Raw genomic sequence first — 21031 nt, forward strand, 5'->3', positions numbered from 1 at the left:
CGTCTTTTTTGATATAATAGAAACATTGATTTGAAGAATAGGAAGAGAAAATGAACCCTTTATTAAACGGTATGAATGACCGCCAAGCAGAAGCGGTACAGACTACAGAAGGTCCACTGCTAATCATGGCAGGGGCTGGTTCTGGTAAAACACGAGTTTTAACCCATCGTATTGCTTACTTGATTGATGAAAAGATGGTCAATCCATGGAATATCCTAGCTATTACCTTTACCAATAAGGCCGCTCGTGAAATGAAGGAGCGTGCCTATGGTTTGAATCCAGCTACCCAGGATTGTTTGATTGCGACTTTTCACTCTATGTGTGTTCGTATCTTACGTCGGGATGCAGATCATATTGGCTATAATCGTAATTTTACAATCATCGATCCAGGTGAGCAACGAACACTGATGAAGCGTATCTTAAAACAATTAAACTTAGATCCTAAAAAATGGAATGAACGTTCTATTTTAGGAACTATTTCTAATGCTAAGAATGACCTGATTGATGATGTGGCTTATGCTGCTCAAGCTGGAGATTTGTATACTGATATTGTGGCTAAATGTTATACTGCATACCAAAAGGAGCTTCGTCAATCTGAATCAGTAGACTTTGATGATTTGATCATGTTGACGCTGAGACTTTTTGATCAAAATCCTGATGTCTTGACTTACTATCAGCAAAAGTTCCAATATATTCATGTTGATGAGTACCAAGATACCAACCATGCCCAGTATCAACTAGTCAAACTTTTGGCTTCACGCTTCAAAAATATCTGTGTTGTTGGAGATGCCGACCAGTCTATCTACGGTTGGCGTGGCGCTGATATGCAGAATATCCTCGATTTTGAAAAAGATTATCCAGATGCCAAGGTTGTTTTGTTAGAGGAGAATTACCGGTCAACCAAAACCATTCTCCAAGCAGCTAACGACGTCATTAAAAACAATAAAAATCGTCGTCCTAAAAACCTTTGGACTCAAAATGCTGATGGAGAGCAGATTATTTACTATCGTGCAAATGACGAACAGGATGAGGCTGTTTTTGTAGCCAAAACCATTGATGAACTTGGACGTAGCCACAACTTCCTACATAAAGACTTTGCAGTTCTTTATCGTACTAATGCCCAGTCACGTACTATTGAGGAAGCTTTGCTTAAGTCAAATATTCCGTATACAATGGTTGGTGGAACGAAATTCTACAGTCGTAAGGAAATTCGTGATATTATTGCTTACCTCAATCTTATTGCTAATTTGAGTGACAATATCAGTTTCGAACGAATTATCAATGAACCAAAACGTGGTATTGGCCCAGGAACTGTTGAGAAGATTCGTGACTTTGCGAACATGCAAGAAATGTCTATGTTAGATGCCTCTGCAAATATCATGTTGTCTGGTATCAAGGGGAAAGCTGCACAATCTATTTGGGACTTCGCTAATATGATTCTTGATTTGCGTGAACAACTGGACCGATTGACAATCACTGAGTTGGTAGAAGCAGTAATAGAAAGAACAGGTTACGTTGATTTACTTAAGGCCCAAGCAACCTTGGAAAGTAAGGCTCGGGTTGAAAATATCGAGGAGTTCCTCTCTGTTACGAAAAACTTCGATGATGATCCTGAAAGTGACGAAGAGGAAACAGGACTAGATAAACTTAGTCGATTCCTGAACGACTTGGCTTTGATAGCAGATACGGACTCTGGTAGCCAAGAGACATCTGAAGTAACCTTGATGACTCTTCACGCGGCCAAAGGGCTTGAGTTTCCTGTTGTCTTTATCATTGGTATGGAGGAAAATGTCTTCCCACTCAGTCGCGCTACTGAAGATCCAGATGAATTAGAAGAAGAACGTCGTTTGGCTTATGTAGGAATCACGCGAGCTGAGAAAATTCTTTATCTGACCAATGCAAGCTCTCGCTTGCTATTCGGACGTACTAGTTACAATCGTCCCACGCGCTTTATCAATGAGATTAGTTCAGATTTGTTGACCTATCAAGGATTAGCACGTCCAGCTAATACGAGTTTTAAAGCGTCTTATAGTGGCGGAGGAACAGCATTTGGTAAAGGAATGAGTTTGGCTCAGGCGCTTCAAGAACGAAAACGGAATGTTGCTCCTACATCAATCCAATCAAGTGGTTTACCATTTGGACAATTTGCGGCTGGGAATAAGCAAGATTCTAGTGATACAAACTGGTCTGTTGGGGATATTGCCCTTCATAAAAAATGGGGTGAAGGAACTGTGCTGGAAGTTTCAGGCAGTGGATCCACTCAAGAATTGAAAATCAATTTTCCAGAGGTTGGTCTCAAAAAACTCTTAGCCAGCGTAGCACCAATTTCGAAAAAGTAAGTTTCTAAACGAATAAAATACCCTCTTGAAATAGCAAGAGGGTATTTTTTGATTCTCTTATCACAAGATTGTGATAATTTACGTTTTCATAACAATGGAAATTTTTGCTTACATGGTTTTGAAAAATAGTGTATAATACAGTGGTTCTAAGTCGAAAGGAGAAGAAAATGACTGAAAAGCAAATGAAAACGTTGGGTTGGATTGCAACCTTTATGTCTGTTATGATGTATATCTCATATATTCCACAAATTATGAACAACCTTGCAGGTCAAAAGGGAAACTTTATCCAGCCAGCAGTAGCTGCAATTAACTGCAGTCTTTGGGTTTACTACGGACTCTTTAAAAAAGAACGTGATATTCCTTTGGCAGCAGCTAATGCACCAGGTATTGTTTTTGGGATTATCACAGCTTTGACAGCTTTATTTTAAAAATAAAAAGCAACTAGCAGAATGTTCTGCTGGTTGCTTTTATTTGTTTACAAAATATATTTTTCAATAGCGCGTGCAACGCCCTCTTCTTCGTTGCTAGTTGTTACGGCATCCGCGAGAGATTTGACGTAGTCGCTGGCATTTCCCATAGCAATCCCTAACCCTGCAAACTCCAACATCTCAATGTCGTTATTGGCATCACCCATTGCCATGATTTCAGAAGGTTGGATATCCAAAATCTCAGCCAAACGAGAAAGTGCTGAAGCCTTGGTTGTACCGAGTGGCATTGCCTCATAGATAACAGGTTGAGAACGAACTCCGCTAAATCTCTGACAAAGTTCTTCAGCAAAACGTTGTTCAAAGTCATCCGTTTGTTCTTTTGTGCCTAGGAACATGCCTTGGAACATACGATACTTACCACTAGTAGCTTCTTCCAGTGAGATTTCAGTCAGATCAGCAAAGACAAGTGTCGCATCATATTGAACGATAGGATTCGGTTTACCTCCGAGAACGAAGTAGTGTTCCTCGTCAAAGAGAGTCAACTGGACCTTACTCTTTTCAGCAAGGTCATTCAGGTATTCGATGTCTGATTTGCTAAGTTCTCGCCAGTCAACAAGGCCCCAGTCACTAGTTTGGTGGGTAGAACAACCATTGTTGACAATAACGTATTCATTCTGCAAATCAAGACCTAGTTTTTTATAGTAGGGAAGAACTCCAAAGAGAGGACGACCAGTACAGAGGACCAGTTTGACACCTTTTTCGATAGCCTTATGAATAGCATCAATATGAGCCTGAGGAATTTCCTTGGCTTCGTTGAGAAGAGTACCATCCATATCTAGGGCAAGTAATTTAATCATAGTATTTACCTTTTTACGTGTTTTGCCTATATTATAGCATATTTTAGACAAATAAGGCTAAAGTAAGGAAAAATGCTATTTCTTTTTAGGATTTTTACTAGATAGATAACAAAAATATGATATACTAAATTTGCGAGCATTTAATATTAATATTATAGAGTAAAGTATAAAAAAGCAGAGGTCTTATCATGAAAAGAAGAACAGTACAGGTTTTACTAGCCTTATTGGTAATCATTTATAGGAAGACATGGTTTTGGTGGATTTTTAATCATTTTGCAGGTAGACTTGTGCCTGCTAGTAGAGAATTTTTTCAAATTCTTTCTTTTTTAGAGTTTAGCGTTACTTTTCTAGCTATTCTTTATTTACTAGTATTCGAAGGTAGGAAAATTCTTGAGTTGAAGTGGAAATGGAGATATCCAGTTTATTTGCTTCTTGCTTATGGAGTCAATCATCTTTCAGGTATTGTGTTTTCCTTTTTAACCCCAGCAACGTCCAATCAAATGGCTTTAAATGAATTAGTTGAGATGACAGGGAGACAAGAGTTACTATATTTATTGCTTATTACTTGTCTGCTAGGACCAATTACAGAAGAATTGGTTTATCGAGGAGTTCTCATGAATACATTTTTGAAGGATCCACCTTGGTATGGAGATGTTTTACTATCAGCCTGTGTCTTTGGCTATGTGCATGTTTCTGATGGTATAACACCACTTGCCTTTTTCACCTATGCAAGCGGAGGAGCGATTGTAGCATTCCTCTACCGAAAAACTCACTCTCTCTATTATCCTATTTTACTTCACATCATGATCAACATTACTGCATTTTGGGAATTATGGGTACTCTTGTTTTCTGGTAGGTAAATAATAAAAAGTCGGAGTTTATTCCGACTTTTTTGATATGGGACAGGTTAAAATTAGGGCTTTATATCAATCTGTTTTGACTTAAAAAATGATATAATAAAAGGTAATGACAAAAACAAATGAGGCAGAGATGAAACTACTTTATACCGATACTCGGACTTCTTTGACAGAAATCCTAACCAAGGAGGCTCAAGGACTAGTTGACCAAGGTAAACGTGTCTTTTATATTGCCCCTAACTCTCTTTCTTTTGAAAAGGAACGTGCCGTGCTGGAGTGCTTGAGTCAGCAGGCTTCTTTTGCGATTACAGTCACGCGCTTTGCTCAAATGGCTCGTTATCTGGTTTTAAACGATATACCAGCAAAGTCTAGTCTCGATGATATTGGTCTGGGTATGGCTTTCTATAAATGTTTGTCTGAGATAGATGCTAAGGATTTGCGTGTTTATGGGGCTATTAAGCAAGATCCTCAATTCATCCAACAACTGATTGAGATTTACCATGAAATGACAACTGCAAAGATGAGCTTTTTGGATTTAGAAAGTCTATCTGACGCTGATAAACGTTCTGATTTACTCATGATTTTTGAAAAGGTAACAGCTTATCTCAATCAAGGTCAAGTTTCGCAAGGGAGTCAATTATCATATCTGATCAATGCTATCGAAGTAAACAAAGTAAGTAGTGATTTTAGCCAGATTGCCTTAGTTATTGATGGTTTTACTCGTTTCTCTTCAGAAGAAGAACACCTAGTGGATTTGCTTCATCGTAAGGGTGTTGAAATTATCATTGGTGTATATGCGACTAAGAAAGCCTACAATAGCCCTTTTAGTGAAGGGAATCTCTATCAAGCTAGTGTTGAATTTCTACGTCATTTAGCCTTTAAATATCAGACCAAGGCCGAAGATGCATGTCAAGAACACGGAAATCTTGATGCCTTTGCTAAAGCCTCAAGGCTTCTAGAAAGTGCTTATGATTATTCCGAAATTAATTTAGACGTGAATGACGAAGATAGAAAGGACTTGCAAATCTGGTCTTGTCTAACACAAAAAGAAGAGTTGGAGTTAGTAGCTCGTAGTATTCGCCAGAAATTGCATCAAGATTCAGAACTTAGTTATAAGAATTTTCGAATCCTGCTAGGAGATGTAGAGTCATATAAACTGTCTTTGCAGACAATATTTAATCAGTATCAGATTCCATTTTATCTGGGCAAGAGTGAGTCCATGGCTCATCATCCTTTAACGCAATTTGTAGAATCCATCGGACGTTTGAAACGATACAATTTCCGTCAGGAAGATTTGATTAATCTCCTACGAACTAACTTGTATACGGACCTTAGTCAAGAGGAAATTGATAGCTTTGAACAATATCTTCGCTATCTGGGGATTGATGGTCTTTCTAATTTTAAACAAGAGTTTACAAAGTCACATCACGGAAAGTTTGATCTAGAAAAATTAAATGAATTTCGACTTCGTATCATTACACCTTTAGAAAATTTACTAGGAAGTCGCAAGCAAAAGGCTGAAAATCTTCTTGCTAAATGGAACAACTTTTTGAAGGAAGCTCATTTGACCGAGCAGTTACAAGTCTTAACAGAAACATTGGAGGTATCTGAACAAGAAAGACAAGAAGAAGTCTGGAAGGCTTTTTGTCATGTCATGGAGCAATTTGCAACCGTGTTTGAAGGTTCTCAGGTCACTTTAGATGATTTCTTGGCACTTCTTCTTTCGGGTATGTCTTTGTCAAATTACCGTACAATTCCAGCAACAGTAGATACTGTTCTGGTGCAGAGTTATGATTTAATTTCACCGTTGACATCCGATTATATCTATGCGCTTGGTTTAAGTCAGAACAACTTGCCAAAAATCACTCAAAATAACAGTTTGTTGAGCGATGAAGAAAGAGAAACCTTGAATCAAGTGACTCAAGAAGGTTCACAATTGATGATTGCTAGCCAGGAAAATCTTAAAAAGAATCGTTATACTATGCTTTCTCTGGTTAACTCTGCTCGTAAACAGTTAGTTTTGTCAGCTCCAAGTTTATTCAATGAAGACGAGAGTGAAGAGTCAATATATTTGAAGGAATTGCAGAACTTAGGATTTAGCAAAATCGAAAAGAAAATCGACAGAAAAAATCTATCGAAAGATGATATCGGTTCTTATCACAGTCTTTTGTCTAGTCTCATTGCCTATCACCAACAAGGTGAATCAACTTCAAGTGATGAAGACTTAACTTTTATAAAAGTTCTGGCTCGTGTCATGGGGAAAAAGTTGGAAGACCAAGGTTTAGAAAATCCAGTTTTACCAACAAGTCCAAAAAGTAAAACTTTAGCTAGTGATACACTGGAAGCTTTATATCCTCAGAAGCAAGATTTTTATCTATCAACATCTGGTCTAACAGAATTCTATCGAAATGAATACAGCTATTACCTCCGATATGTATTGGGTTTACAGGAAGAATTGCGATTGAAACCTGACGCTAGAAGTCACGGGAATTTCTTGCACCGTATTTTTGAACGTGCAATGAAACTTCCTGCTGATACATCCTTTGACCGACGTTTAGAACAGGCCATCTCTGAAACTAGTCAAGAAAGAGACTTTCAAGCTATTTATCAAGAAAGTTTAGAATCTCAATTTGCTAAGGAAGTTCTCTTAGATGTGGCACGCGCTACTGGACATATTCTTCGTCACAATGCTGATGTCGAAACAATTCAAGAGGAGGCTGTTTTTGGTGGCAAGGAACAAGCTTTTGTACAGTTAGATAATGGTCGTAATATTTATGTTCGTGGGAAGGTCGATCGTATTGACCGTTTGAAAACATCAGATGCTATTGGTGTTGTAGACTACAAATCTTCTCTAACTCAATTTAACTTTCCTCTCTTTTTTAACGGTCTAAACTCACAATTGCCAACATACTTGGCTGCTCTTAAGAAAGAAGGAAATAAAGACTTCTTTGGAGCTATGTACTTAGAAATGTCTGAACCAACTCAGTCATTACAAACTGTTAAAACTCTTTCAAAGGCAGTAACTGAAACCAATAAGAGCATGAAATACCAAGGTCTCTTTCTCGAAAAAGAGATGCAACACCTTGGAGAGTTTTACAATAAAAATAAGACGTATCAATTATCTGATGAAGAATTCCAATTATTACTAGACTATAATGCCCTTATCTACAAAAAGGCAGCAGAGAAGATTTTATCTGGTCAATTTGCTATCAATCCATATACAGAAAACGGTAGAAGCATTGCGCCCTATGTTCAGCAATATCAGTCTATTACAGGTTTTGAAGCTAATTATCATCTAGGTCAGGCTAGATTGTTAGATAAGGTAGCTAAGAGCAATGACAAGGAAGCATGGTTTAATAAAATCAGAGAGGAGTTGGAGCGATGAAATTTTTATCTCAAGAAGAGATTAAAGAGTTACAAATAGCAGAAGCTCAGTCTAACAAGAAACCTAAGAAAACAGCTGAACAAATTCAAGCAATCTATAGTTCTGGTCAAAATATTCTAGTCTCAGCTTCTGCTGGTTCGGGGAAAACCTTTGTCATGGCTGAACGTATTCTTGACCAACTAGCGCGTGGTGTAGAAATTCGCCAACTCTTTATCTCTACCTTTACCGTTAAGGCAGCAACCGAGTTAAAAGAACGCTTGGAAAAGAAAATCAGCCAACAGATCCAAGAAACGCAAGATGTGGAACTAAAAAAACATCTTGGTAGACAATTAGCCGATTTACCCAATGCTGCAATTGGAACCATGGACTCATTTACCCAAAAATTCATGGCCAAGCATGGATATCTACTAGATCTTGCTCCAAACTTTCGTATCCTTCAGAACGAAAGTGAACAACTTCTCTTAAAAAATGAGGTTTTTCGACAAGTTTTTGAAAGTCATTACCAAGACAAGGAGAAAGATGATTTTAGTCGATTGGTCAAGAACTTTGCTGGTAGGAGTAAAGATGCGCGTGGACTACGTAAACAGGTCTATATGATTTATGATTTTTTGCAATCTACTAGCAATCCTCAGGCTTGGCTAGAGGAATCTTTCCTAAAAGGTTTTGAAAAGGCTGATTTTACAGTTGCTAAAGAAAAACTTGTAGACGATATAAGGGAGAAACTCTGGGATTTAGAAAGCTTTTTCCGTTACCATTTGGATAATGATGCCAAGGAATTTGGTAAAGCAGCTTATTTAGAATCTGTCCAACAAGTTCTTGATGAAATCGGTTCTTTAACTCATGAATCTACTTTTGAACAATACCAAGAAGTTTTAGAGCGAGTTGTTAGTATCTCTAAGGATAAGGGAGGTCGTGCTCTTACAAATGCTAGTCGTAAGGCCGAACTGCAAGACTTGAAAGAAACCTACAACCAAGAGAGAAAAGCAAAATTTGAGAAGCTGATTGCACTCAATGATCAAATCACTTTACTAAAATTCCAAGAAGATTATCATCAAGAGTCCTGGGACTTGGCAAAGACATTCCAAGTGTTCATGAGAGATTTTGTTGATGCCTATCGACAACGAAAACGCGAAGAAAATGCCTTCGAATTTGCTGATATTAGCCACTATACCATTGAGATTTTGGAAAACTTCCAACAGGTTCGACAAGAGTATCAGGAACGCTTCCACGAAGTCATGGTCGATGAATATCAGGATACCAACCACATCCAGGAAAGAATGCTAGAACTCCTCTCAAACGGTCATAATCGTTTTATGGTGGGTGACATTAAGCAGTCAATTTATCGTTTTAGACAGGCAGATCCCCAAATCTTCAATGAAAAATTCCACAGCTTCGCTCAAGATGACAAAGAAGGTCAGTTAATTCTACTTAAGGAAAACTTCCGGAGCGGTTCAGAGGTTCTTGATGCTACGAACGATGTCTTTAAACACCTCATGGACGAGGAAGTTGGAGAGATATCTTATGACGGTATGCACCAGCTTGTTTTTGGAAATACTGATATTCAATCAAATCCAGAAAACAAGGCAGAAGTTCTCTTGTACGATAAGGATGATGATAGCGATTCTGATGATGAGGAGGACCTTGCAACTAACAAACTGACTGGTGAAATGCGGATGGTGCTTAAGGAGATAATTCACCTTCATAATGATAAGGGTGTACCTTTCAAGGACATGGCTCTCTTAACTGCTAGTCGAAGTCGTAATGATCAAGTTCTGCTCGCCTTGTCTGAATATGGTATTCCTGTCAAGACAGACGGTGCTCAAGCAAACTATTTGCAATCCCTAGAAGTCCAGGTTATGTTGGATACTCTTCGTGTCATCCACAACCCTCTTCAAGACTTTGCTTTGGTTGCTCTAATGAAATCTCCAATGTTTAGCTTTGATGAGGATGAGTTGGCTCGTCTCGCTCTCCAAAAATCTGAAGATAAAGTTCAAGAGAACTTTTATGAGAAACTAGTCAATGCTCAAGCGAAAACTAGTCTTCATAAGGATTTAATTAAGTCTGAACTCCATAAAAAATTAGAATTTTTCATGGAAACAGTCCAGGGTTGGCGCTTGTATTCCAAAACACATTCTCTTTATGACCTCATTTGGAAAATCTATAGCGACCGCTTTTACTATGACTATGTCGGTGCGTTGCCAAATGGACAGGCCAGACAGGCAAATCTCTACGCCCTTGCTCTAAGAGCTGATCAGTTTGAAAAGAGTAATTACAAGGGATTATCCCGTTTTATTCGAATGATTGACCAAGTCTTGGAAGCCCAGCATGATCTTGCCAATGTTGCTGTAGCACCACCTAAGGATGCAGTAGAACTTATGAGTATTCATAAGAGTAAAGGGCTTGAATTTCCTTATGTCTTTATCCTCAATATTGATCAAAAATTCAACAAGAAGGATACTATGTCTGAGGTTATCCTCAGTCGAACAAATGGAATTGGGTTAAATTATGTAGCTAGAGTCGCTACAAATGCAAAAGAGAAATATGTTCCAGCTACGATTAAGTTATCTATCCCAAGCTTAACATATACGCAAAATGAGGAAGAACTCCAATTAGCAAGTTATTCTGAACTCATGCGTTTGCTCTATGTAGCCATGACACGTGCTGAGAAGAAACTCTATCTGGTCGGAAAAGGATCACGTGAAAAATTAGAGTCTAAAGAATATCCGACAAATGGAAAAGGTCTTTTGACTCGAGAAACGAGACTAGATGCTCAAAATTTCCAGGATTGGATTTGGGCCATCTATCAAGCATTTTCTAAAGAGGATTTACACTTTAGTGTACGCTTTGAAGGTGAAGAAGACCTAACCAAAGAAGCTATCGGAGAATTGGAACATAAAAGTCAACTTCAAGACCTATCCCAAGCAGACAACCGCCAGTCAGAAACCATCAGGGAAGCTCTACAAATGCTGAAAGAAGTGGAAGTGTATAACGAAATCCACCGTGCAGCAATCAATCTTCCAAGTGTTCAGACACCGAGTCAGATTAAAAAGTTCTATGAACCGATCATGGATATGGAAGGAGTTGTAGTAGCTGGTCAAAGTAAACCAAAAGAGACTACTGTTCAGTTTGAGCTTCCAGATTTTTCAAAAACTGAAAAGGCTACAGGAGCTGAGATTGGTAGTGCAACTCACGAACTCATGCAGCGAATTAATCTTGTCAAGGAACCTACTTTAGAGATTTTGACAGAGGCTTTAGAGCAAGTGCAAGCAAGCCCTGCTGTTAAAGATAAAGTTAATCTTAATAAAATCTTGTCTTTCTTTGATACAGCTCTTGGTCAAGAGATTCTTAAAAATCAAGATAAACTTTATCGAGAACAACCCTTCTCTATGTTAAAAAGAGATGCTAAGAGTCAGGAAGACTTTGTTGTCCGTGGTATTTTAGATGGTTATTTGCTTTATAATGATAAGATTGTTCTAATTGACTATAAGACAGACCGATACGATTACGCTAGTCAACTGATTGAACGTTATCGTGGTCAATTAGAATTATATGCTGAGGCTCTATCTCGTTCTTATCAGATAGATAGAATTGAGAAACACCTAATTTTACTTGGCAAGGATACTGTAGAAGTAGTCGAGGTTAACTAACCTATTAAAACTATTGCTTTTTGGCAGTAGTTTTTATTTGTTTTCAGTTATGGTATACTAGTTTCAGAAAAGGATGTAAAAGAATTTATGCCAAAAGAAATCGATATTGAATATTATCATCAATTAGCATTGCATAAACAAAAGGAACACCGTAAGTTTCTTGGAAATTTGAAGAAAAAAGCACCAAAAAATTTAGATAAAATTGCTCTTGAGATTCACCAAGAGGTTTTTGAAGAGATTGATTGTACAGCTTGTGCTAACTGTTGTAAAACTCTTGGTCCCGACTTTAAAGAAGCTGATATCACACGCATTGCTAAGTATTTTAAGATGAAACTTCCTGCCTTCGAAGCCGAATTCTTACAAGTTGATGAAGATGGAGATAAGGTTTTTAAATCTATGCCTTGTCCATTTCTAGGTGGCGATAATCTGTGTTCTATCTATGATGTTCGTCCCAAGGCTTGTAGAGAATTTCCACATACTGACCGAAAGAAAATCTACCAAATCAACAACCTCACAATCAAAAATACTCTAACCTGTCCAGCAGCCTATCTTTTTGTCGAGAAGTTAAGAGAAAAAATAGAATAAAAGAAAAAACCTCCACTAGATAGAATTTGGTGGAATTTTTCTTGGATATAGATTATAGGTAAAATGTTCTTTAAAGAAGGAATTTATATAATTTGTTGCAATCTTAATCTTTTTTATTTATAATAAAGGATGATTTTTTTAGACTATGAGTCTAATTTTATTAACTGATATTATATTATAAGTAGGAGTCCTTAATCATGAATAAATTATTAAAATTCGGTATAGCATCTCTTTCAGTCTTCGTATTAAATTCTTATATCCAAACTAATGCTAAAGCAGATGAACAAGTTGGTGACACTAATAGTGCCATTCTTGAATCTCCAAGTGCAAATTTGAATTCAAACAACTCTGAGAATGCAATTCCGCATGTAGATAGTGTTACAGAAACACAAGGGAATGGATCTAATGAAACAGCAAATTTTTCTACTTCGGCAACTGATGAAAACACTACAAGTACTGAAATTTTAAAGAATGACAATATCATTTCTAATGGTGGTCAGGTTAATGTAGAGGGGCAAAATGCTACTGTAAGTGCCGATGGGAAAAGTGTCACTTATAGCTATACAGTTGCCTATCAGAGGATAAGTTCTAGCACTCATGGACAGACAGTAAATGATCTTTTGATTCGAATTCCTAAGATTAAGGATGCTACGGTAAAATTTACTCTTATTGGTACACGAGACGCAAAGGGCAAACCTATCAATGTCAATGCTCCAATGAAAGAGATTGGCTTTGATGATACAGAAAATTATGATCGAGAAACCTTTAATACACCGACTTCTGAAGAACTGGAATCTGGGAAAACACCTTATGTAGTCAATACTAGCAACTACGAATATGGATATATGACAGATGGCAAAGTTGAATCTTATGGTTTGTTTACCAATTTTGATAAGAGTCAAGCTTACAAAGTAGAAGTTACAGTTCCAATTGATGAAGCAAAGAAAATAAAATACTTACCAATTGATGCCAGAATGATTTGGAAATCTAGTCAAGAAGGTGGTGTTCAGAGTTATGAAACCGGATCTCAAAACTTAGAAGAATATTCTAACCATCATTTAGCAGTTGATTTGGATAATGGAGATATTGGTGGTATGGGAGACCCTTCATCCATTGATGAAAGTTATGTAAGGAATGGTCATCTTATCAAGTCAGTGTCCAATCCCAATACCTATATCACCCCAAATAATGGTGATTGGACAAGAATTCCTGAAGATACCAATATAGATAAATCAACTTTTTTCAATTATGTTGATAAATTTACGCTAAGGGCAAACACGAATGTAGTTTATTATGTATCTGAAAAAGAAGATATGGCTGACCAAGATGTATCGGCTTTATATACAGGTAATGTAGTTGTAGATTATCTTATCAAAGGTACTAACCAAAAATTAAAAGAAACATACAACAAGATTTCTGAACTTCCTATTTATGATTCAACTGGAGAGTTAGTTACATACAAAGTCGGGGATAATAACATTGAACGACCTGACAAAATAATGGTTGATGGAATCACATATCGTCTTGTTGGACTCTCGACTTCTTCTGATTCGGAAACTGGAACGTTGAAAAATGGAACAGTTCATATTGCTTATGAATATGAAAAGGAAATCATAACAACGACAGTAGAGCCGACAACTACAACGACAGTAGAACCGACAACTACAACGACAGTAGAGCCGACAACTACAACGACAGTAGAACCAACAATTACAACAGTAGAGCCAACAACTACAACTACGGTAGATCCGATTCCTGGTTCTAGTTCTGAATCTGGACAGATACAGTCTTTTAGTTCCGAAAAAGCAACAGAAGCAGAGTCAAAATCTGTAGCAGAACAAGCACAGTTACCAAATACAGGTGAGGCAAATTCTCAATTATTCTATACAATCGCAGCTATTCTAATGGGATTCTTTGGAATTTCACTATTAAAAGCGACACACGATAATAAGTGAGTCTCAATCAAAGATTTAACATGAGTCAACCCTTTGGGGCTGACTTTTTTATTTGAATGATTTGTTAAGTAAAGTTTGAAGCCATTTAAAGGACACCATGTATATTTATTATCAAGTAACATTCTTGTTTCTTTCAAAATCTTAAATTATTCTAAACTTTTTCTTAAAGAAAACTGATACAAGGTATCTTTAAGCGATATTCTGTATAGTTATACCATTACTAAGAAAGGAGTGCCGGTATGAACTATATTGTAATTCCAGCTTATCAACCTGATAATAAACTTATCAAACTCATCGAAAAAATTCACGAAAAGAGTGATTTTCATATTCTAGTTATCGACGACGGCAGTTCATCAAAGTGTCAAAATATCTTTGAAAAAGCTGAGCAATATACTACGGTACTCCGTCACGAAGTGAATCGAGGTAAAGGGCAAGCACTAAAAACAGCCTTCCAATTTATCAAAGAACAAAATAGTTATGGAACAGTAGTTACAGCAGATGCCGATGGTCAGCATAAGATTTGGGATATTTTCCGTACAGCTAACAAAGCTTCTGAAAATCCTAACAAACTAATCTTGGGTGTGCGTGCCTTCACAGGTAAGGTTCCCCTCCGTAGTCGTTTTGGGAATAGCTTGACAAAAGCACTTTTTAAATTACAAACAGGAGTAGGAGTAACAGATACTCAGACAGGCCTTCGTGCTTTTACAACAAATCTGATTCCTTTTATGTTGATAATAGAAGGTCAACGTTATGAATACGAAATGAACATGCTTCTGGAAGCAAGCAAAGAATATGAAATCTTAGAAGTACCAATCGAAACGGTCTATATCAATGATAATGAGGATTCACACTTCCGACCAATAAAAGATGGGCTCATGATTTATAAAAATATCTTTAAATTTGCCTTATCATCCCTTAGTAGCTTTGTTGTAGACTATATCGTTTACGCTATTGCAATCTTGTTTTTACCAACAGCGCTAACAAGTTTCCGAATTTTCCTAGCTAACGGACTAGCTCGTGTGACCAGTTCCATTTTTAACTATTCAACCAATAAAAAACTAGTCTTTAAAAACGAGGATAGTCTTGTAAAAACAGGTATGGGATACTTGGGTCTAGCAGTAGGACTCTTTGTTCTAGATACGCTTCTTATTCGTCTATTCTATGCAGTCTTTGGAATGAATCTATTAATCGTTAAGATTATTGTTGGAATTCTTCTCTTTGCTGTTTCTTGGACCATTCAGAAGAAATTCATTTTTAAGTAAAGGACATCAACTGTACTATGAAATTTTTAAAGAAACGATATGCTTATGCTTCGGTTTTCGGATTACTTCTGACAGGATCCTTTAGCTACTCCATGCTGAAGACTTTTGTCCTTGCTGAGACTATTTCGACAGTAGCAACAACTAGCACTAGTACAAATACTGCCACGGCAAGCCAAGCAGCTAAAACAGCAACAGTAACAGACTCAAGTTATAAGGATGATAATATCTCCATCAATTTGACTGAAACAACGGTCAAAAATACGCAAGTCTACGTTGCAGATATTACAGTAAGCTCATCAGATTATTTAAAAACAGCATTCGCTCAAAATGCCTTCGGAACCAATGTAACTGCAAAAACTTCTGAAACCGCTACTGATAACAATGCTATTCTAGCGATCAATGGAGATTACTACGGAGCTAACTCTACAGGATATGTTATCCGTAATGGAGTCGTCTATCGTGATACTGTCCGTGAAAATTCAAATAATGGTGATTTAGCCATTTATAAAGATGGTTCTTTCAAGATTATTTACGAGGATCAGATTTCAGCTGAGCAACTAGTTAAAGATGGTGTTGTCAATCTCTTGGCTTTTGGACCAACCTTAGTTGAAAATGGTGAGATTGCAGTAGGAACGAATGAAGAAGTTGGACGAGCTATGGCATCAAATCCTCGTTCTGCGATTGGCATTATTGATGAAAACCACTATATTATCGTAGTTTCAGATGGACGTACTTCTGAAAGCAAGGGGCTATCACTGTACCAAATGGCTGAAGTCATGAAATCATACGGTGTAAAATCGGCCTACAACCTTGATGGTGGTGGATCATCTACGCTTTACTTCAACGGTCAGGTTATTAACAAACCAACAACTGGAGGAAACAGAATTTCAGAAAGGGCGGTGAGTGATATTGTCTACATCGGTTATTAATCCTAACAAAAAACGCTTTAAAAAAACTGTCATCTCTTATATACTAATTACGGTTTTCTTCTTTGCTTTTTCTAGAATTTATGAAGCATTTAGTTTTGGAGAGACATCAGTTCATATGCATTACTTGTTCGCTGTACCTCTGGTGGGTGGGATAATACTAGCAATTTTGCTCAAAGTCCTTCCGTATTTGTCCAGAATTAGCCTTAATTTATGGAATTCGGCAGTAGCTATTTTTACAACAGGCACACTATTCCGTGGTATTGTCAATTTATCTGGTCGTTCAACCACACTCGATGCACCATATTGGTATGTAGGTATTAGTTTTGCAATCATAGCTATTCTATCTATATTTATAAATCCGCTTCTAACTAATAAACGTACCAAAATAATAGAAGGTTAATTATTAGAAAAAAATGTAGTCGTTCAGTTACTGTTCGACTGCTTTTTATTGACTTTTATTTCTAAAATGTTTTAACAATATTACAACTTTCTTTCTTCTTAATTATTCTACTTTTATCTTTAATAGAATATTGTATAATATAATGGATAATTGCTGTGTTTTAAACATTATGTATCAAAAACGAATAGATCATTTATATAATGATAAGGAGAATACAATGAAAAGGATTTTACTGGCAAGTACAGTTGCTCTCTCGATTGCAGGCTTTGCAAAATCTACTGTTTATGCCGATGATTCACAAACTAGAAATAAAGCTCAAACTTCAGAACAGGCTGTAGCTAATGGAGTTGAAAAAGAAGATCAAAAACAATCAAACAATCGTGATAAATCGACTAAACAAAGTTCTAACGAAAGTCTGAACAAGGCAGAAAAAGAATCTTCGCAAATTACGCCGAAGAAAGAAACACCTGAAAATAAGGAAAAAACAACAACTGAAACAAAAGTTGAGGAAGTTAATAAAGATGGCTGGCAAAAAGAAAATGGCCAATGGCGTTATTATGAGAATAAAAAGGCTGTCACAAATTGGAAAAAAATAGCAGGTCGCTGGTACTATTTTAACCAGGATGGCGTGATGCTTAGTGATACTGTTTATGATGACTACCTCTTAAGTAAAAGTGGTGCTATGGTTGAGGATTCTTGGGTTAAAATAGATGACAAGTGGTACTTTGCTACAAACTCAGGAAAAATCATCCGCAACAAATGGGAAAAAATCAACGGTGCTTGGTATTGCTTCGATGAATCTGGTGCCATGTTAACTAATACTGTTTACAATGACTACCTTCTTCAGAGTAGTGGAGCTATGCACGAAAGGGGTTGGGCGAAAATTGATGAGAAGTGGTACTATGCTACTGATTCAGGAAAAATCATCCGTAATAAATGGGAGAAAATCAATGGTTCATGGTATCGTTTTGATGAATCAGGTACCATGTTAAGTAAAACCATTTATAATGACTACCTTCTCAAAACTAGTGGCGCTATGGCTGAAAAGGATTGGGTGCAGATGGATGAGAAGTGGTATTATGCTACTGATTCAGGAAAAGCTATCCGGGATAAATGGGAAAAAATCAATGGTTCATGGTACTCTTTTCATAAAGATGGTGACATGTTAAGTAGCCAATGGAAAGAGAAATATTATCTAAAAGATAGTGGGGCCATGGCTCAAAGTGAATGGTTCTTTGATAAAAAGTTCGATAGTTGGTTCTACTTAAAATCTGATGGTGCTTATGCTGAAAACCAATGGCAAGGCTCTTACTATCTCAAATCTTATGGTTATATGGCCAAGAATGAGTGGATTTTTGATAAAAGTTATAACGCCTGGTATTATCTCAAAGAAGATGGGGCATATGTAACTGGTAATTTCACCATTAACGGTAAAGACTATTCTTTCCAAAGCAATGGAAAATGGATTTCCGATACAGCAGCATACTATAAAGTAAAACCAATTACAGCAAATGTATATAGTGCTTCTGGTGAAAAACTAAGCTATATTTCGCAAGGAAGTATTGTATCGATTGATGGAACCGAGACCAAAGACGGTCGACTTCCAGTCAAAATTTCAGGTCTTTCAGGATATATGAATAAGAGTGATTTAGTAGCTGTCAGCTCAGACAGTGAATTCATTCCTCACTATGCCACTGACGGTAATTATCTTTATCATGAGTTATCACCTTACACAAGTATTCGTGTAGCCCCTCATAGCTCATCAATGGCTATTGGTAAAAAATATTATTCAGCTGATGGTATTAACTTTGAAAACTTTACAGCGGAAAATCCTTTCTTATTTAGAGATTTAAGAAAACCAACAAATTACACAGCTGAAGAATTAGATAAAGTATATTCAGTTATGAATATTAAAGGAAGTCGTTTGGCAGGTAAGGGAGCTATCTTTAAAGAAGCTGAAGAACGCTATCAGGTAAATGCACTCTACCTTATAGCTCACAGCGCTCTAGAAAGCGCATGGGGACGTAGTCAGATTGCTAAGGATAAGAATAATTTCTTTGGTATTGCAGCCTACGATACTACTCCGTACGATTCAGCTAAGAGTTTCGATAATGTAGATAAGGGAATCTTAGGTGCAGCCAAATGGATTCGTCAAAATTATATAGATAATGGCAGAACTTACCTAGGAAATAAATCATCTGGTATGAACGTTCTTTACGCTTCAGATCCATATTGGGGTGAAAAGATTGCAAGTATCATGATGACTATCAATAGTAAACTTGGTGAAAAGGACTAAAATATTTTAAAATCGATAACTACAAACAGTTATCGATTTTTTATTGTTAATCATAAATATAAAAAAAGAATTTACTCATTAAAAGTAAATCCTTTTTTAAGTTCCTAATTTATATTAGTCTTCTTTTGACTTATGCAAGATTGCTACTAGGACAATTGATGAAATTAAAGTTACAGCCCCAATGATTGTAATCAATGTTCCTTTGCTTTCACCTGTATTTGGAAGACCTGACTCCTCTTCTGTAGTTGTAGTTTCAGAAGAAGCTGACGGAGCTGTAGATGTTGTTGTAGTTTCAGAAGATGAAGAAGGAGTTGGCACTTCTGGAGTTGTAGTAGTAGTTGAAGTTATAGGAGCTTCGGTTGTCGTAGTTGAAGTCGTAGGAGCTTCGGTTGTCGTAGTTGAAGTCGTAGGAGCTTCGGTTGCCGTAGTTGAAGTCGTAGGAGCTTCGGTTGTAGTAGTTGAAGTTATAGGAGCTTCGGTTGTCGTAGTTGAAGTCGTAGGAGCTTCGGTTGTAGTAGTTGAAGTCGTAGGAGCTTCGGTTGTAGTAGTTGAAGTCGTAGGAGCTTCGGTTGTAGTAGTTGAAGTCGTAGGAGCTTCGGTTGTAGTAGTTGAAGTCGTAGGAGCTTCAGTTGTAGTCGTTGTAGTCGTTGTAGTTGTTGTAGTTGTTGTAGTTGTTTCTTCTTTCGGATTCACGATTGTTTTTGTAACTGCGTGATCTGTTCCAAAGTCTTCAACGTTAACGACAGTATCAGCGTCTTTAATAACGAATCCTGCAGGAGCTTCTGTTTCTGTCAAGATATATTTATCTTTTAATAATGCATTAACAGTAATATTACCATTTTCATCAGTTTCGTATTCACCGATTACTTGATTGTTCGCTTCACGTACTACTTTAAATTTAGCACCTTTAATTGGTTGGTTAGCGTCATCCACTTTATGAACGTTGATTGTAAATACATAACCAACACCGGCACCACCAGCAATTTGAACTGCAGCAGCATTGGTTACTTCTTTAACAACGACACCTTTACCTTTTAATGTAGCGTCATTCTTTAATAATTCACCATCTACAGGTTCATAATTCAATTGTACTTTATAATCGATACGGTATTGATCTTGATCAGTAATATCACCTAAATCAATAACAAATGATTGTCCATCTTCACTGATTGTTATCTTGTGTTGATCAGTTACGTCGACGCGATTAGAGAATACCCACTCACCAGTTTCGTAAGAAAACTTACCTTTGATAACTTTGATACTATCTTTTACATAGGATGCATTAGTAAATTTCAAGTGATCTTCAATTGTTACACCATTGATATTTTGTTTGTTACGATTGACAGAAATTGTGTATTGAACTTCTTTACGATTTCCGCTATTAACCCAGCTAGTCTTTGTTAAAAGTCTTGGGTTACCGTCCCCGATACCTTTAAATGTTACTTTACCAGCTACTTTTGTTACTGAGTTCACTGTCACTTCAATTGGAATTTCTCCTTGTTGAGGGTGTTTTTTGAAGTCAATACGCGCATAAAAGAAGAACGATCCATTTGTATCGGAATGTTTTTCAACATAGTCTGTATACGTTAATGTTAATTTTTTGTTTTCAGCATCAACAGTAGCATGAGCGATAATTTCATTTGTGTTAATATCGCGAATTTCAAAACTATCAGATGTGATGATTAATGCATCTGGTACGGTAACTGTAGTTTGGTCACCAGCCTTAACATTTTTACCTGCTAAGTCATACGTTGCATTAATACGGAAAGTAGCCCATTGCTCTAAATCCCAATTTAGATTGCCACCTTCATTGCTTGTAACGTTCACAACCGTGATTGTATCTGCAAATTTACCAGTTACTGAAACTTCTGGAGTTTCAGCAAAAGTTTTATTCAAACTAAAAACAAAAATAGTTGTCAGGACGCAAATCAAAAACGAGAAAATACTAAACTTTTTCTTATTGCTCATAGTGTTTTACCTTCTAATAGAATTATTTAAAAATCAAAATAAACGACTTAACGATATAGGTTAATTTTGCAGACAAATCTTAATAAAGCCTCCCCCTAGTCTAATACTAAAACTCCCCTATAC

13 protein-coding genes are annotated in these 21031 nt (G+C 36.9%); 11 read left to right on the forward strand and 2 right to left on the reverse strand.

Going from position 1 to position 21031, the window contains the following annotated elements; genetic code table 11:
- The first annotated feature begins 50 nt into the window (after positions 1 to 50).
- The gene (pcrA, locus tag ACTO1Y_RS02405) at positions 51 to 2339 is read left to right on the forward strand and encodes a DNA helicase PcrA (RefSeq protein WP_441348216.1); all 2289 of its coding nucleotides are present in this window, start codon (positions 51 to 53) and stop codon (positions 2337 to 2339) included.
- A gap of 167 nt (positions 2340 to 2506) precedes the next feature.
- The gene (locus ACTO1Y_RS02410; protein ID WP_006150712.1) at positions 2507 to 2767 is read left to right on the forward strand and encodes a SemiSWEET family transporter; all 261 of its coding nucleotides are present in this window, start codon (positions 2507 to 2509) and stop codon (positions 2765 to 2767) included.
- Between the two features lie 47 nt (positions 2768 to 2814).
- Here the strand turns inward: ACTO1Y_RS02410 and ACTO1Y_RS02415 are convergent, their stop codons facing one another.
- Complete coding sequence (locus ACTO1Y_RS02415) at positions 2815 to 3624, reverse strand: Cof-type HAD-IIB family hydrolase (RefSeq protein ID WP_441348217.1); 810 nt, start codon at positions 3622 to 3624, stop codon at positions 2815 to 2817.
- Positions 3625 to 3812: 188 nt separating this feature from the next.
- Here ACTO1Y_RS02415 and ACTO1Y_RS02420 point away from each other — a divergent pair, with 188 nt between their 5' ends.
- From ACTO1Y_RS02420 to ACTO1Y_RS02460, 9 genes are all read left to right on the forward strand, one after another.
- Positions 3813 to 4484 (forward strand): CPBP family intramembrane glutamic endopeptidase, encoded by a 672-nt coding sequence (locus ACTO1Y_RS02420; protein ID WP_441348218.1) that lies wholly within the window; start codon positions 3813 to 3815, stop codon positions 4482 to 4484.
- A 130-nt stretch (positions 4485 to 4614) separates the two neighbouring features.
- The gene (gene rexB / locus ACTO1Y_RS02425) at positions 4615 to 7866 is read left to right on the forward strand and encodes an ATP-dependent nuclease subunit B (protein WP_441348617.1); all 3252 of its coding nucleotides are present in this window, start codon (positions 4615 to 4617) and stop codon (positions 7864 to 7866) included.
- Positions 7863 to 11513: a helicase-exonuclease AddAB subunit AddA gene (gene addA, locus ACTO1Y_RS02430; protein ID WP_441348219.1), complete on the forward strand. Its 3651-nt coding sequence runs from the start codon at positions 7863 to 7865 to the stop codon at positions 11511 to 11513. Before rexB ends, addA begins: the two co-directional genes overlap by 4 nt.
- 87 nt (positions 11514 to 11600) lie before the next feature.
- Positions 11601 to 12098 carry a YkgJ family cysteine cluster protein gene (locus ACTO1Y_RS02435; protein WP_441348220.1) on the forward strand — a complete coding sequence of 166 codons (498 nt, stop codon included), beginning with the start codon at positions 11601 to 11603 and terminating at the stop codon, positions 12096 to 12098.
- Between the two features lie 197 nt (positions 12099 to 12295).
- Positions 12296 to 14053: an LPXTG cell wall anchor domain-containing protein gene (locus tag ACTO1Y_RS02440; protein ID WP_441348221.1), complete on the forward strand. Its 1758-nt coding sequence runs from the start codon at positions 12296 to 12298 to the stop codon at positions 14051 to 14053.
- Positions 14054 to 14292: 239 nt separating this feature from the next.
- Positions 14293 to 15315 (forward strand): glycosyltransferase, encoded by a 1023-nt coding sequence (locus tag ACTO1Y_RS02445; protein ID WP_441348222.1) that lies wholly within the window; start codon positions 14293 to 14295, stop codon positions 15313 to 15315.
- A 17-nt stretch (positions 15316 to 15332) separates the two neighbouring features.
- Positions 15333 to 16244, forward strand: a complete 912-nt coding sequence (locus tag ACTO1Y_RS02450; RefSeq protein ID WP_441348223.1) for a phosphodiester glycosidase family protein — start codon at positions 15333 to 15335, stop codon at positions 16242 to 16244.
- Positions 16219 to 16644: a hypothetical protein gene (locus ACTO1Y_RS02455; RefSeq protein WP_441348224.1), complete on the forward strand. Its 426-nt coding sequence runs from the start codon at positions 16219 to 16221 to the stop codon at positions 16642 to 16644. The genes ACTO1Y_RS02450 and ACTO1Y_RS02455 overlap by 26 nt, the downstream gene beginning before the upstream one ends.
- A gap of 217 nt (positions 16645 to 16861) precedes the next feature.
- A complete protein-coding gene (locus ACTO1Y_RS02460) occupies positions 16862 to 18940 on the forward strand; it encodes a glucosaminidase domain-containing protein (protein WP_441348225.1) in 2079 nt (692 codons plus the stop codon).
- A 114-nt stretch (positions 18941 to 19054) separates the two neighbouring features.
- Here ACTO1Y_RS02460 and ACTO1Y_RS02465 read toward each other — a convergent pair whose 3' ends face one another.
- Positions 19055 to 20908, reverse strand: coding sequence for an Ig-like domain-containing protein (locus ACTO1Y_RS02465; RefSeq protein ID WP_441348226.1), 1854 nt, complete (start codon positions 20906 to 20908; stop codon positions 19055 to 19057).
- Positions 20909 to 21031: the final 123 nt, after the last annotated feature.

Source organism: Streptococcus sp. V728, assembly GCF_052077995.1.
GTDB classification, from domain to species: Bacteria; Bacillota; Bacilli; order Lactobacillales; family Streptococcaceae; genus Streptococcus; species Streptococcus infantis_B.

Coding starts and splice junctions, on each gene's coding strand:
- pcrA (WP_441348216.1), top strand. CDS start 51: ATGAACCCTTTATTAAACGGTATGAATGACCGCCAAGCAGAAGCGGTA.
- ACTO1Y_RS02410 (WP_006150712.1), top strand. CDS start 2,507: ATGACTGAAAAGCAAATGAAAACGTTGGGTTGGATTGCAACCTTTATG.
- ACTO1Y_RS02415 (WP_441348217.1), bottom strand. CDS start 3,624: ATGATTAAATTACTTGCCCTAGATATGGATGGTACTCTTCTCAACGAA.
- ACTO1Y_RS02420 (WP_441348218.1), top strand. CDS start 3,813: ATGAAAAGAAGAACAGTACAGGTTTTACTAGCCTTATTGGTAATCATT.
- rexB (WP_441348617.1), top strand. CDS start 4,615: ATGAAACTACTTTATACCGATACTCGGACTTCTTTGACAGAAATCCTA.
- addA (WP_441348219.1), top strand. CDS start 7,863: ATGAAATTTTTATCTCAAGAAGAGATTAAAGAGTTACAAATAGCAGAA.
- ACTO1Y_RS02435 (WP_441348220.1), top strand. CDS start 11,601: ATGCCAAAAGAAATCGATATTGAATATTATCATCAATTAGCATTGCAT.
- ACTO1Y_RS02440 (WP_441348221.1), top strand. CDS start 12,296: ATGAATAAATTATTAAAATTCGGTATAGCATCTCTTTCAGTCTTCGTA.
- ACTO1Y_RS02445 (WP_441348222.1), top strand. CDS start 14,293: ATGAACTATATTGTAATTCCAGCTTATCAACCTGATAATAAACTTATC.
- ACTO1Y_RS02450 (WP_441348223.1), top strand. CDS start 15,333: ATGAAATTTTTAAAGAAACGATATGCTTATGCTTCGGTTTTCGGATTA.
- ACTO1Y_RS02460 (WP_441348225.1), top strand. CDS start 16,862: ATGAAAAGGATTTTACTGGCAAGTACAGTTGCTCTCTCGATTGCAGGC.
- ACTO1Y_RS02465 (WP_441348226.1), bottom strand. CDS start 20,908: ATGAGCAATAAGAAAAAGTTTAGTATTTTCTCGTTTTTGATTTGCGTC.